This window comes from Vibrio sp. QJM3NY_27 (assembly GCF_057785955.1).
This window is the reverse complement of record NZ_CM173512.1, coordinates 1,206,573-1,221,050: the sequence shown is the minus strand read 5'-3', so window position 1 is coordinate 1,221,050 and position 14,478 is coordinate 1,206,573. Positions and strand designations below refer to the sequence as shown.

At 43.9% G+C, this 14,478-nt stretch carries 13 protein-coding genes; 6 read left to right on the top strand and 7 right to left on the bottom strand.

Features of this window, described 5'->3' with window-relative positions; genetic code table 11:
• The first annotated feature begins 82 nt into the window (after positions 1–82).
• A complete protein-coding gene (locus AC3CIA_RS21080) occupies positions 83–889 on the top strand; it encodes a helix-turn-helix domain-containing protein (RefSeq protein WP_004731740.1) in 807 nt (268 codons plus the stop codon).
• Between the two features lie 161 nt (positions 890–1,050).
• On the opposite strand, the gene AC3CIA_RS21075 is transcribed toward AC3CIA_RS21080, so the two are convergent.
• Positions 1,051–1,413, bottom strand: coding sequence for a DUF3024 domain-containing protein (locus AC3CIA_RS21075; protein WP_237288713.1), 363 nt, complete (start codon positions 1,411–1,413; stop codon positions 1,051–1,053).
• A gap of 309 nt (positions 1,414–1,722) precedes the next feature.
• Between AC3CIA_RS21075 and AC3CIA_RS21070 the strand changes: the two genes are divergently transcribed.
• Positions 1,723–2,538 carry a phosphate ABC transporter substrate-binding protein gene (locus AC3CIA_RS21070; RefSeq protein ID WP_488518988.1) on the top strand — a complete coding sequence of 272 codons (816 nt, stop codon included), beginning with the start codon at positions 1,723–1,725 and terminating at the stop codon, positions 2,536–2,538.
• 158 nt (positions 2,539–2,696) lie between these two features.
• Here AC3CIA_RS21070 and AC3CIA_RS21065 read toward each other — a convergent pair whose 3' ends face one another.
• The 3 genes from AC3CIA_RS21065 to AC3CIA_RS21055 form a co-directional block, all read right to left on the bottom strand.
• On the bottom strand, positions 2,697–3,383 hold the full coding sequence (locus tag AC3CIA_RS21065; protein WP_004731744.1) for a MaoC family dehydratase: 687 nt from the start codon (positions 3,381–3,383) through the stop codon (positions 2,697–2,699).
• A 333-nt stretch (positions 3,384–3,716) separates the two neighbouring features.
• Positions 3,717–6,869: an efflux RND transporter permease subunit gene (locus AC3CIA_RS21060; protein ID WP_474357195.1), complete on the bottom strand. Its 3,153-nt coding sequence runs from the start codon at positions 6,867–6,869 to the stop codon at positions 3,717–3,719.
• A gap of 11 nt (positions 6,870–6,880) precedes the next feature.
• Positions 6,881–8,017, bottom strand: a complete 1,137-nt coding sequence (locus AC3CIA_RS21055) for an efflux RND transporter periplasmic adaptor subunit (RefSeq protein WP_029405039.1) — start codon at positions 8,015–8,017, stop codon at positions 6,881–6,883.
• Positions 8,018–8,276: 259 nt separating this feature from the next.
• On the opposite strand from AC3CIA_RS21055, the gene AC3CIA_RS21050 reads away from it, so the two are divergent.
• A complete protein-coding gene (locus AC3CIA_RS21050) occupies positions 8,277–8,720 on the top strand; it encodes a dCMP deaminase family protein (RefSeq protein ID WP_054541800.1) in 444 nt (147 codons plus the stop codon).
• 134 nt (positions 8,721–8,854) lie between these two features.
• Here the strand turns inward: AC3CIA_RS21050 and AC3CIA_RS21045 are convergent, their stop codons facing one another.
• The 3 genes from AC3CIA_RS21045 to pepT all read right to left on the bottom strand — a co-directional run bounded on the left by AC3CIA_RS21045 (position 8,855) and on the right by pepT (position 11,639).
• On the bottom strand, positions 8,855–9,697 hold the full coding sequence (locus AC3CIA_RS21045) for a mechanosensitive ion channel family protein (RefSeq protein WP_054545721.1): 843 nt from the start codon (positions 9,695–9,697) through the stop codon (positions 8,855–8,857).
• A gap of 165 nt (positions 9,698–9,862) precedes the next feature.
• Complete coding sequence (locus AC3CIA_RS21040) at positions 9,863–10,330, bottom strand: DM13 domain-containing protein (RefSeq protein WP_054545722.1); 468 nt, start codon at positions 10,328–10,330, stop codon at positions 9,863–9,865.
• A 76-nt stretch (positions 10,331–10,406) separates the two neighbouring features.
• Complete coding sequence (gene pepT / locus AC3CIA_RS21035) at positions 10,407–11,639, bottom strand: peptidase T (protein WP_171328379.1); 1,233 nt, start codon at positions 11,637–11,639, stop codon at positions 10,407–10,409.
• Between the two features lie 348 nt (positions 11,640–11,987).
• Here pepT and AC3CIA_RS21030 point away from each other — a divergent pair, with 348 nt between their 5' ends.
• From AC3CIA_RS21030 to AC3CIA_RS21020, 3 genes are all read left to right on the top strand, one after another.
• Complete coding sequence (locus AC3CIA_RS21030) at positions 11,988–12,134, top strand: hypothetical protein (RefSeq protein ID WP_171315947.1); 147 nt, start codon at positions 11,988–11,990, stop codon at positions 12,132–12,134.
• Between the two features lie 349 nt (positions 12,135–12,483).
• The gene (locus AC3CIA_RS21025; RefSeq protein ID WP_267136080.1) at positions 12,484–13,536 is read left to right on the top strand and encodes an aldo/keto reductase; all 1,053 of its coding nucleotides are present in this window, start codon (positions 12,484–12,486) and stop codon (positions 13,534–13,536) included.
• A 206-nt stretch (positions 13,537–13,742) separates the two neighbouring features.
• Complete coding sequence (locus AC3CIA_RS21020; RefSeq protein WP_171311645.1) at positions 13,743–14,477, top strand: RNA methyltransferase; 735 nt, start codon at positions 13,743–13,745, stop codon at positions 14,475–14,477.
• Position 14,478: the final 1 nt, after the last annotated feature.

Sequence of the window (14,478 nt, the reverse complement as noted above, 5' to 3'; positions counted from 1 at the left end):
TTTTGTAAATGTCTCATGCTTAAACAATACTTAAAAAAAATAATCAATAAGCAATCAGTTTACAACGTCAAAGAAGCGCACTATGTCATCAATCACAGTTACTCAATTCAGAAACTTCATTCCCAGGAAACGGGAACGTTACCCCGCCTCTAAAAACGGTATTTTCATCGTTTCTAAAGGCAGTATTTCTTTCGTGCTACCTGATGGGACTGAAGCCTCATTGCAAGCCGGAGATTTTACTCTTTACAATTCTGGTCAGATTAAAGACATCACCGTTGACACTGAGAATGGCGAATTCAGCGCAACCTGTGTAGATTTTGATTTAGCTATTTTTCAGAAATTCATTAATCAGTTCAGCGATTTAGAACCCACACGAGTCCCAGATAAATACATTAAGTTTAATCAAACTGATACCGAAATATGCCAATTGAAAGAGCTCATCATGTCGCTCGTTCATTCATCGACTCAGAATGACTACGCACTCACTCAATTAGGTTTAGGTTTGCTCTCTCTAATGGTGGAGCAGCACCCTGCTCTACTAGTTATTATTGCCCGAGCGTCAAGGTTAACCGTGACGCAAAAGGTCATTCATTACATTGAACAGAACATTGAGAATAATATCTCACTCGATACCCTAGCCAGCTATATGGGGATGTCACCAGCCACACTTAAGCGCCGTTTATCGGCTGAAGACCTTTCCTTTTCAAATCTATTAAAGATAAAACGAATCGCCCACGCAGCAACACAGCTCAGAACATCGAATAAATCTATTACTCAAATCGCTTATGAATCTGGATTTAAAAGCGCGGCACACTTCAGTACAGCCTTTAAAACCTATCATGGCAAGACTCCAAAAGACTTCCGCTCTTTGGTTGCACAGTCTTATTAGTTGCATAATATTATTGGCTGTACTGTCTTATTGGTTGAACAGTCTTAGAAAGTACGGGGGCAGGTGCAGGTAAAAGTATAAATCTGAAATGTGTTGATTGGAATTTACGAAGGTCGTTCGTTTTTGGTATCAAACCACCAGCGAACGCCTAAGTAAAATGGTCACGACCAGAAGTAAGATTTAGGGTCTTTTTCTATTTCAGCCAAAATAGCATCAAGATCCTTGGATTGAGGAAGATAAGGGTAAGGTCCCCAATTTACAGAGTCGGTTTCCGCATTACCTTCAAGTGGCACCATCACCAACCAGCAAGATAACGACTCATCAAAGGTAACGCAGGCGATCTCGTTGGTATAATCACTATGAGATGAGTCGAGTAGATAATGCGCTTGAGAAAACAGCACACCACCCTCACACTCTTCATAAAGGGATTTGCCTAGCTCTACAGGTAAACTACGATTTCGTGAAGTACAGAGCCTCTCAGCTCCAATTAAAAGACGATTCAGTTCTATATGAATAACGGACATAACACCCCTTGTAACTTCATAGAAACTTCTAAGTAGTGAATTCCTCTACTTAGCTTAGGACTCAACGATCATTTTAGCGAACAAGTGCAAACAAAATACCCGCCCTGCTCCCAGAAACGAATCCTTCTTCAGTAAACACATTCTAAAAGGGTAAAGCCGTCTAAATTTCATTAACCAGTGCCATTTTGGCAGCCACACTGTCTTTCACTCACCAGATTAACTGCTATAACGTATCCGTATAGAATTTCACAAAAGTGTCATATAACCGACCTATCATAGCCAACAAATGTTATTAACTAGGAGTTGTTTATGTTACGAGTCGCGCTTGCCTCTCTTTTATCCTTAGCCCTGTCTTCTCAAGCTGCTTTAGCACAAGAAACCACTATTTCGGGCTCCACTTCAGTATCACGAGTGATGGATGTATTAGCTGAGGAGTACAACAAGACTCACCCTGATAACTATATTGCGGTTCAGGGCATCGGTTCTACAGCGGGTATTACCATGGTTAACAAAGGTGTCTCTGATATCGGTATGAGCTCGCGTTATTTAACCGACCGCGAACAGGACGAGAAGTTGAAGGTGTTTCCAATTGCCTTTGACGGCCTAGCTGTCGTAACTAACCGCTCAAACGCTGTAAGCAACGTTACCCGTGAGCAGCTATTCGATATCTACAAAGGCAAAATTACGAACTGGAAAGCCGTGGGTGGTGCGGATCAGCCTATCGCAGTTGTAACTCGCGAAGCGTCTTCTGGTTCACGCTATAGCTTCGAAAGCTTGCTTGGTTTAACTCAAATCATTAACGACCGTCTAGTGTCTGATATCAATCCAAATAACTTGGTTGTAAACAGCAACAGCATGGTTAAAACGATTGTTAACCATAACCCACACGCGATTGGATTTATCTCTGTAGGTTCGATCGACCGTTCGATTAAGGCAATTACATTTGAAGGTGTAGAGCCAACATCTAAGAACATTGCTAACCACAGCTATGAATTGGCTCGCCCGTTCTTGTTGCTGCACAAAACTGAATCAGTTTCTGACGAGAGCAAAGATTTCATCAAGTTCGTGAAGTCAAAGCAAGGGCAAGATCTTATCGAAGAGTACGGCTACACACGTATTAAGTAGCTATTCACGAATGAAGTAAGATAAGTACTTTTAGTGATGTTATTAGGATGCTGATGATATCGCCTTGATAGACACAAACAAAAAGAGAGAGCCTTAAGCTCTCTCTTTTTTTGAATCTATAATCTTCGCTTAAAAGCAGTTCCACTTATAAAAAAGCTCTAGAAGTGCAGTTGGATTACCGAAACAATCACAGCGCCAGGACGACGAATACCTTCGATTTCTACGCGAATTTCGCGTTCAATCTCTAGGCCTTTCTTAATTGGCGTTACTTTTGTTAGCGTACTTTTAGCACGAACGTTACTGCCCGATTTGACAGGATATGGGAAACGAACTTGGTTAAGACCAATGTTTACAACCATCTTCGCTGTTGGGAATTGAGACTTATCAGGATCAACACTGTCAGTCAGTCTAGGAAGCAGAGACAAAGTCAAAAAACCATGTGCGATGGTTGTTTTGAACGGAGAATCTGTTTCAGCCTTAGAAGGTTCAGTATGGATCCATTGCATATCTTCAGTAACAAGGCCGAACTGGTTGATACGGTCTTGACTAACATTGATCCAGTCGCCAGTATGAATAACTTCACCGATCTGCTGATTAAGCTCATCAAACACAAGCTGTGCTTCTCGCGTTAATACGAGCGGCTGTTCTATTGGCATCTCTGGTGCATCTTCATTTACAGCAGGTTTGTGGTGATCACGAACCCAAGCAAAGAAATGGCTATTTTGCGTACGATTCAGAAAGTCACCCCAGTAATCTCTAAGAGCTGGAGACATCCATTGCATAAACTCTGAGTGTTGCGAAGACACGCTGTCGCCTCGGTGTTTAAATAAATCAATGACTTTCATAAGAACCTCAATGCACAAAAAATTTCAATATAACTAGCTAATTTTGAAACACTTCACACTATTGTGCAAATGTTTTCGAGCATACACTCGTTAGCTGAACACTGTTATTTCCATAGTAAACAGACACTTAATAATAAAACATCATTTTATTACAAAACCTAAATTAGAGTGTTAGCTCCATCACAAAACGAACATTTGATTATATAAATGGCGTTTTTATTCACAAGCGGAATAAAAAAGGCTTAGCGCAATGCTAAGCCTCAGTTTTTATAAAGATTTAATCCTGTAAGGGATTAGCCTTGCAAGGCGTTAATCTTACCGGAGTTAAGTCTCCTATTCGTCATCAAGTGGAATCAACTTAGTCGTGCCACCGTGTGCCTTCTCACGCTTACGTTGCACGAATGCATAGAAGCCTGGGATTAGGAACGTACCCGCTAACAACACACATAGCAGACCGCCGATCAGTGAAATACCCAACGAGTTCTGGCTCACGTGACCTGCGCCCGCTGCGAAGATAAGCGGGAAGATACCTAAGATGAACGACCAAGAGGTCATGTTCACAGCACGGAAACGCAGCGTACCGCCCTTCACTGCCGCATCTTCAATTGATGCGTCTTTCTCTTCACGCTCCACTTTTGCGAACTCTACAATCAAGATTGCGTTCTTCGCGGCCAAGGCTATCAAGAGAACCAAACCAATTTGCGCATAGAGGTTCAACGGTGTGCCTGTTAGATTCAACGCTAAGAAGGAGCCTAAGGTTGCAACCGGTACCACTAAGATAATCGCTATCGGTATTGTCCAACTCTCGTATTGAGCCACCATAAACAGGTAGATGAAGATCAGAGCCAGTGCAAAAGCAAAGATCGCTTGGTTGCCAGCCAATACTTCTTGGTAGGCCATGCCTGTCCATTCGTACTGATAACCCTGAGGTAAGACTTCAGCGGCTACACGTTCCATTGCAGCAATCGCATCACCACTTGAGTAACCCGGCGCTGGCTGGCCTTGAATCACGGCACTGCGGTACATGTTGTAACGCCATGCGACATCTGGTTCGAATATCTGGTCGTAAGTCACCAATGTACTGAGCGGGATCATCTCGCCATTAGACGAGCGCACGTGGAATCGTTGGAGATCATCCATGCTGCTACGGTGTTCACTATCAGCTTGCATGGTCACGCGGAAGTTCTTACCAAACATGGTGAAATCGTTCACGTACAGTGAACCAAGATTACCTTGCAGAGTTTGGAATATTTCCGACAACGGAATACCTAACTGTTGCGCTTTCTCACGGTCGATATCGACATAGTAGTGAGGAACGTTGGCACGGAAAGTACTGAACGTATGTGAAATCTCAGGCTGTTTGTTCGCCTCAGCAATCACGTCATTCATTACCATCGCCAGATCAGTACGACTACGACCTAATGTATCTTCTAGAACAAATTCGAAACCAGAAGCAGCACCCATACCCGGAACTGCTGGAGGTCCCATTGCAAACACAATAGCTTGAGGCAGTTCAGTGGCCGCTCGACCATTAATACGTTGTGAGATAGCTTGTGCGGAATGTTGACCATCCAGTGCGTTACGCATATCCCAATCATGCAGTTTGATAAATAGCGAAGCGCCATTCGAAGCAGAAGCGCCTGTCATGAATGCGTAGCCGTTTACCAGTGTCACACCATCAACACCCGGCTCTTGCTCAACCATCTCTAGCAACTGCTCAGTCACATCTTCTGTACGAGACAGTGATGCCGCGTCAGGAAGCTGCACGTTAACCAGCAAAATACCTTTATCTTCTTGAGGTACAAACGCGGTTGACGTCGTTTTCGCGAAGTAAGTAACTGCGGCTAGCGCCACAACAAAGAAGGTGAACAGCAGAACACCTTTTTTCACAAGGAAGCCGGCGATTTGGCCGTATTTGTTAGTAACAGACTCTAAGCCACGGTTGAACGCTTGGTACCAACGAGCTGTGTTGCCACCGCCCTGCTTGAGAACCAGTGAACACAATGCTGGTGACAGCGTTAGAGCATTAATAGAAGAGATAACAACAGCGATACAAATAGTCAGAGCAAACTGACGATACATGATGCCAGTAATACCCGGCAGCATCGCTACAGGGATAAACACGGCAAGAAGTACCAGTGTTGATGTAACGATAGGACCCGTTACTTCTTTCATCGCGATCAGTGTTGCTTTACGCGGTGAAATCGTTGGGTCTTTGGCCATCGTCGTATCGACGTTTTCGATAACCAAGATCGCATCATCTACCACGATACCAATCGCCAATATCAAACCAAACAGGGTTACCGTGTTGATGGTAAATCCTGTCATCTGCATGACGGCAAATGTACCAATCAACGACACCGGAATCGCAACCACAGGAATCAAGGTTGCACGCGCACTACCCAAGAACAGGTACGTCACCGCGATAACCAGCAAGATAGCTTCGATCAGCGTTTTCACTACGCCCTTAATCGACTCTGCAACAAAGACTGTGGTGTCATAACTCGCTTCGTAAGCCACACCTTCAGGGAAGTTTTTGCTTAGATTGTCGAGCATCGCCATGACCGCTTTACCACTTTCCAACGCGTTTGCGTCTGACTGAAGTGACAGCGTTACGATTGAAGCGTCTTGTCCTCGGTATTTACCATTGCCATCGTAGAATTTTTTACCTAACTCAACGCGTGCAATGTCTTTTAAGTAAACGGTTGAACCATCTTGATTTGCGCGAAGTACAACATTTTCAAACTCATCAGCCGTTTCTAAGCGACCTTTTGTCACCAAGTTGAACTGTACTTCTTGTGGATTGGCGTATGGTGCAGCACCAATACGACCGGCAGCGACTTGAACATTTTGTTCAGCCAATGCGCCATACACATCAGATGTTGTTAGGTTCAGGTTAGCCATTTTCTCAGGGTCTAACCAAACACGCATCGAATACTCACCGCCGCCCAACACGTTTACTTCACTAATACCAGACACACGTGCCAGTTGGTCTTTAATGTTTAAGTTTACGTAGTTGATTAGGAACTGATCGTCATACTCACCGTTTGGAGAGTAGAAGTTCAATACCATCAAAAGGTCAGGTGAACGTTTCTTAACCGTTACGCCGACCATTCTAACTTCTTGTGGAAGCTTCGATTCGATTTGGGCTACTCGGTTCTGAACGTTGACCTGAGCCATATCAGCATCAGTACCGACATCAAAGGTCACATTAAGATTGTATGAACCGTCGTTAGCACTTTTAGAAGACATGTAGATCATATCTTCTACGCCATTCACCGACGTCTCTATGGGGTCGGCTATCGCCTGTTCCACAACTTCAGCACTGGCACCCGTGTAGAATGCCGATACACTGACCGATGGTGGGCTAATTTTTGGATATTCGGCCACTGGTAAGATAGCGAGAGAGATCGCACCCGCCAGCGTTAATATTATGGATATGACAAGGGCAAACTTAGGCCTTTGAATAAAGAAACGACTTAACATAAATAGCCCTCTTACTCAGCTTGTTCAGCAGAAGCTTGAATACGAACGGACATACCATTACGTACACGCTGTAGGCCTTGAGTGATCACCGCGTCGTCTTTCTCTAATCCAGATTGAACAATCACGCCACCTTCAACTTGTCGCCCCATCTCAATATTTCTACGCTCAGCGACTGGTGCAGCTTCGCCTTCAACCAGTACCATTACAAAGTCACCTTCTAGGTCGGTTTGAACTGCACGTCGCGGGATAGTCACAACATCAATCGATTGTTTTTCACGTAGATCAACGCGAACGTGTTGGCCTGGAAGTAGTTGCTGATTCGGGTTATCAGCAATGGCGCGCATCGCGATTGTACCTGTATTAAGGTTGATACGGTTGCCCAAGAAATCAAGCTGACCTAGATGTTCAAACGCTTCACCATTCTCAAGTATGATCTGAACTTCAACCCCTGCAGAGTCACTGCTGCCGTCGCCTTCAATGCGATCCATCCCTAACTCAATACGCTCACGTTCACTGATGCTGAACGACGCATGGATTGGGTCTAGGCTAACCAACGTAGTTAATACACCTGAAGACGGCGAAACCAGGTCACCCGTGCTCACTTTGGTGTCGCTGATTCTTCCAGAAAAAGGCGCGGTAATTTGGGTATGGGAAAGCTGAACATTGGCTGCGTTTAGCTGAGCATGGCTAGCTTCAAGTTGCGCTTGAGAACCTAATAAGTTTGCCGTCAATGCATCAAATTCCGATTGAGAAATACTGCCTTTAGGAAGCAGATTCTTACCGCGGTTGAAATCAAGTTCGGCTTTTTTAAGGTTTGCATTCGCTTGAGCAACAGACGCTTTTGCGCTTGCGACTTCAGCTTCAAAAGAAGATGGCTCGATCGAGTAAAGCAATTGGCCCTTTTCGACCATTTGACCTTCATTGAAATGACGGCTTTGTAGATAGCCTGAAACCTGCGCGGTGATAGCCGTGTCTTCAACGGCTTCAATACGACCGATGTACGACTTACTTTGCTGGTGAGAAACAACGCTAACATCCTGTACAGCTACGAGAGGTAGAGGCGCTTGCTTGGCATTTTGAGCATCTTGCCCACACCCAGCAAGAATAAGAGAGCTTGCAAGAGCCGTAAGGATCAACTTTTTACGCATGGTTATACCGTCACTTATTAGTATTTGAACAGCATAAAATTTACGTAACACACTCGTCACCATTGTCCGAGGAATATCAATTATAACTAGCCAAAGTGTATCAATATGTTAATTGAAACCAAGTGCTTATAAAGTGATTACAAACGCGTTACAATTTCTAAGTAAATCAACCTCTCAGCTTTTGTTCTCTATGGATATTGTCTAACATCATGTATGGTCAGACAGATAAGCATTCACATTTAATTGTTAAGGAATTCTCATGATTTCAAAATGGGCTAAACGTTTCTATCAAATGGCGGAATTGGTCGGTTCTTGGAGTAAAGATCCTTCAACTCAAGTCGGCGCCGTAATCACTAAGCACAACCGTATTGTTTCCGTTGGTTTTAATGGCTACCCACATGGCGTGTCTGATAGTGCGGATACTGATGACAGGGAAATGAAGTACCTTAAGACGCTTCACGCTGAAGAAAATGCAATCTTGTTTGCTAAACGTGATTTAGACAGTTGTGAAGTTTGGGTGACTCACTTCCCTTGTCCGAACTGTGCAGCAAAAATCATCCAAACTGGGATTTCAGCGGTACATTGCCCAGAGCAAAGTGAAGACTTCCTTTCTCGTTGGGGCGATAAAATCAAGATAAGCCAAGATATGTTTGAGCAAGCTGGTGTGGAAATAGACTGGTTACCACTCGCTGATCTGGACTAATATCGAAGCTGAATTTCAGATACAAAAAAGCCGAGAGTCGATATATCGCTCTCGGCTTTCTTTTTTTCGGGCGCTATAGTTTGGACACTATAGTTTAGACGCTGTAGGTTGGTCGCAATAGACTGACGAGTAAATTAATCGTTGCTTGGGAATGCAAGAGCGTAAGCTTCCATGAAATCCTTACGGATATCTTGCTCAAGATGAATCGCTTTTTCGGTCGGACAGAAGATCATAAAGTGCACTTCTTGCTCACCCGTCGAACTGCTCGTGATATGGATATGAGGCTCAGATCCCGGAAGGTCAACGCCAGCGTGTTTTTCGATCACACCGTTATAACGACGGGCAACATCGATAAACTCTTCACAATGCTCTTCAATTTTCACGATAAGACCCGGCACCATTGGATATAGGTTAACGAAGTCTTTTACCGTCACAAAAAAGTTATGATAAACGTAGCGCTTCATGAAATTAAGGTTCTTGACCGGGTAGGTGAAGAACATGCTATTGGGCAGCGTAGCGGTCTTACCTGTGAAATGGTATTGCCCATGATATAGGTCGATTTCTTGAATCACAGTCGCCATCAAGTTGTGCTCAATCACCTCACCGCTGATTTTACCTACTTCAATCCAGTCACCAATTCTAAATGAACGAGAGCTTGCGCGCTGGATAGAGCCCGTGAAACACAAGATGATCTCTTTTGAAGCTACCACGATTGCAACAGCAATGGCGGTGACCGACAGTGCAAATTCGCTGATTTCAGATTTCCACAGCACAAATAAAGTGACCATAATAATGGCAAACGTACCGTTCTTGGTACGTGACATCCAGTTACGTTGATCTTCACTGAGAAAAGCGACATCACCACGGATTCGAGACAGAGTGATTCGTCGGATTATTAATATAATGCAGATGATCAGCACACTAAAAATAAACTTATTAGCGAGTAAGAAATCGATCACTTGCCACAACTTTTCCATTACGTATTCCTTTGTATTACAACAATTAAGCTTTATAACGACGAACTTTACAGCAACGAGCTTTACAACAATTGGTATTTGAAGAACTAGCTGGGCAAGCATTATAAAAAAGCGCTCAAAAATAGAGCGCTTTCTTTCATGCCTAAAGCAGCTTAGGTAAGGCTATCATTTTATCTTGGCAGAAGTAATAAATTGGCCAAAAGTTTCACACCAAATCACAACCGTATTAAATCGATTGAGATCAACACCTTCAGGCAACTCAACCATAAATCGGTCGAATGTTTTTACATCTCCGACTCTCAGTAAATCGCTTTTACTATCATTGAAGGCTTGTTCGGTTTCAATAAACTTAGGTGATAGGTAAACTTTGTAATCAGGCCCCGGTGCCAGTTCACCTTCAAAAGCTATCGCACTTTCAGAAACCGAAACGATGCCTTCTCCCCAATGCAAAAAGTCACTGTCTTGTCGGTCTTTGGTGAACTCACCTGTATAGATAGCCTGCTGACTGATCGCTTCAACAGAACTTGAGGAAGGAGAATCAGGCTCAATCAAGATAGGTAATGCATAGACACCAAGCCCAAAACCAAAAGCACCCACGGCTAAGTGGGTGCAAAGTAAAACTAACTTTTTCATCGCGTACTCCCTTATGCTCAAAGAGAGTATTATTGAATACTCTTAAAAATACAAAGAGATATAACGCTTTGATATCCTATTTTTGGTAATGAGTCGCCGTACGCTGAGACAATTCGACAATCACTTTTACCGCTTGCTCCATGCCTTGAATGGTAATGAACTCATGAATACCGTGGAAGTTATAGCCGCCAGTGAAGATATTCGGACATGGTAGCCCCATGAAAGATAAGCGAGCACCGTCGGTACCGCCTCGGATCGGTTTAATCATTGGCTCAACATCGCACTCGATCATCGCTTGCTTCGCTAATTCAATAATATGTTGATGCGGTTCAACCATCTCTTTCATATTGAAGTAGCTATCGGTTAGCACCAGCTCAACACGGCCTTTCTCAAGACGCTCATTCAGCTCATCCACTTTCTGTTGCATGAATGCCTTACGCGCTTCTACACCCTCACGTTCAAAATCACGGATGATGTAACCCAGTTCAGAGCGAGCCACACCCATTTCAGCTGATTTCAGGTGGTAGAAACCTTCATAACCTTCTGTGCACTCTGGTGTTTCTTGCGTTGGCATCATCAATTGGAATTGCGCCGCGATGTTCATCGAGTTCACCATTTTACCTTTTGCGGTACCCGGATGAACGTTCACGCCATGACAGATAACATCGGCGCTCGTGGCATTAAAGTTCTCAAATTCCAACTCCCCTACCGGGCCACCATCAATGGTATACGCCCATTCGGCACCAAACTTCTTAACATCAAACAAGTTAGCACCACGACCGATCTCTTCGTCTGGCGTGAAGCCAATACAAATATCGCCATGTTTAACGTCTGGGTTTGCTTTAAGGTAAGCAATCGCGCTGATGATTTCAGCGATACCCGCCTTATTATCAGCCCCAAGCAGAGTCGTACCATCGGTAGTGATGAGGTCATGGCCATGCAAGGCATCAAGATCTGGGTATTGGCTTGGATTCAGGCATTCACCGCTTGCACCTAATTCTATCGTTCCACCTTGATAATCTTTAATCACCTGTGGTTTCACGTTCGCGCCGGAAGCATCAGGAGCGGTATCCATATGTGCGACAAAGCCAATAGCAGGCACATCGTAATCGACATTCGACGGCAGTTTCGCCATCAAATAGCCATTTTCGTCTAAAGAGACATCAGTTAACTCTAATGCGATCAATTCTGATTTTAAGGCTTCAGCAAATGTAATTTGACCCGGTGAACTTGGGCACTGCTGATTAGAAGGATCGGATTTAGTATCAAAAGTAACGTAATTCAGAAAACGTTCTACAAGCTTTTCCATAATTCATCTCACCATGGATTAAGTAATTGATTTACTGACTTAATTATTATGTCGATAAGCGATGCATCGTTAAATTAAGACGAACATAGAGTCAGTAGCGAGGTTTTTCATCTTACGCCCCTGACCATGTATGTAATTGCTCTACATCATTATTGTGCGAAATTAGACGAGCTTCCTATACTTGAAATAAGAGGGTTTCGTCAGTTCAACATTGCATACGGATGATAAGAGATCGCTTTGTACGCATTCTACGCCCTCCGCTCTCAGCCTAAAAAAAGTACAAAGTGGATGATGATCACAATTTATCCTTGATGCAGAATCTGTCATACGTTACACGGAGACACAGTTATGACGATTAATAAATATTTCATTTTATCTCCTCAAGCCTCTGAGGAAACGCTTCAACCAGTATTAACTGAGAAAGAAGTTCAAAGGCAGGAAGCTCTAAGACAGGCGCAATCTCAAGGTGGGTTTGACACCAACGCGACCTCGTAACTTAATCAATACTCAGAACATATTTAAGAACCCCTAATAAAAGAGCTCTACTTCTCTATGATGTAGAGCTCTTTTGTCTTTGACTCTTCTTCTCTCTTTCTATGATGTCCTATTCAGGCGTCGAACCCATTCACGTTTTGTGACTCCCCTGCTTTATATCTATAGCTCCACGACTATGCAGCTAGCTCATTCGCTACGTTGAGAAATGACTCATTAAACTTCCCTCAGCCATACCTTGTCGTGTCATTTTGTGCTAATAATTTATATTCGTTTTCATTCCTCACTCGCTCTCTTTTCAAAAACTCTAATGCGAGTACCAGAGAACTTAACCACAGGAATCCCGAATTCAATGGAATATTCAAAACTAGGAAGTAGTCAAATTCCCGTTTCCCGCATCTGTCTCGGCAGCATGACTTGGGGGCTGCAAAATACGCAACAGCAAGCCGACCAACAAATCGAATACGCACTAAGCCAAGGTATTAACTTCATCGATACTGCAGAAATGTATGCGGTTCCCCCGTCTCCAGAGACCTACGGCAAAACAGAAGCGATTATTGGTAACTGGCTATCGCGCCACCCGCAGCGCCGCCAAGAACTGATCATAGCGAGTAAGATTGCAGGCCCAGGTCTTCCTTGGGTTCGAGATGGTGGTCCTATAACGGGTGAAGCCGTAATCGAAGCGGTTGATGCGTCATTAAAGCGTCTACAGACTGATTATATCGACCTATATCAACTGCATTGGCCAAATCGAAATACACCTCACTTTGGAAAACAGTTCCCAAATCAAATTCGCTTCAGTGATATCGACCGAAAGCAGCATGAAGGGGAAATGTTGGAGATCCTTCAAGCCCTAGCGAGCTGCATTAAAGCAGGAAAAATCCGTCATGTTGGTTTGTCTGATGACACCACTTGGGGCATCAACACTTATCTCAAGCTGAGCGAAAAACACGATTTGCCACGCATGGTCTCGATTCAGAATGAATTCAGCCTACTTCACGCAAAAGACTGGCCGTATCTGATTGAGAACTGTGTGCATGAAGATGTCGCTTACCTGCCTTGGTCACCGTTATCTGGAGGAATGCTCAGTGGCAAATACATTGATGGTGCGAGACCAGAAGGAAGCCGTTGGACTTACATGCAGCGTAAAGGCATTTTCCGCGACACTGAGTCTGCCAATGAAGCCGTAAAAGGATATGTCGAAGTTGCGAACTCTCATGGATTTACGCCGAGCCAGCTTGCATTAGCATGGTGTAATCAAGTCGATGGTGTTACCTCATCCATCATTGGGGCGACCACGATGGAGCAGCTAAAAGAGAACGTGGCTGCTTTCAGTAAGCCATTATCAGAAGAGATTCTTACCGATATCAACACAGTGTTTAAGCGCTATCCTGTTCCATATTAAGCTGTAGTTCACCCAGCCTTCTCAGTTTGTCTAGCCTGTTCAGCTTAATCTTTGGTAAGTAAATCAGATAAGAGCGTACTATTTAGTACGCTTTTCTTTTTGTAAGTGGGTCGCTTTGCTTTTTATGTGGATCGCATTGAGCTATCACGCTTTTGGTTCTCCAACCTTTGCTCTATAATGCGCGGGCTTATATCTAGGATAAAAACATGATTTCAAAAAACCAATTAAAACTCCTTCGTGCTTTGGGCCAAAAGAAACAACGTAAAGCCCACGGCTTGTTTCTAGTTCAAGGTGAAAAGAACGTTCTTGAGCTTTTCAATAGTGACTTAGTCGTGAAGAACGTCTTTGCTACCGCTGATTTCTTATCTGAAAATCACGCTTCACTTATTGAGTTTGATTGTGTTGAAGCCTCGCTGGATGACCTAACCAAAGCGAGTACTTTGGTGAGTAACAATGCCGCGATTGCTGTCGTTGAGATCCCAACATTTGAACTGCCAAAAGCAACTGGGTTGATGATTGCACTGGATGGCGTATCTGATCCGGGCAACCTAGGTACCATTATTCGCGTAGCAGACTGGTATGGTATTAAGCATATCGTTGCGAGCAGCGATTGTGCAGACCCATACAACCCTAAGACAATCAGTGCAACTATGGGTAGCTTTGGCCGAGTACACGTAAGCCAAACAGACTTACCGGCTTATTTAGAACAAGCGAACCTACCGGTTTACGGCGCGTTCTTAGAAGGCGAAAGTGTTCATAAGACAGAATTTACTGCCAATGGCATTTTGCTAATGGGCAGCGAGTCTCACGGCATTCGTGAACATACGGCTAAATACGTAACGGATAAGATTACGATTCCTGCATTCGGTGGCGCAGAGTCTCTGAATGTAGCAATGGCGACAGGTATCATTCTCGACAATATGCGTCGTCAACATAGCTAGA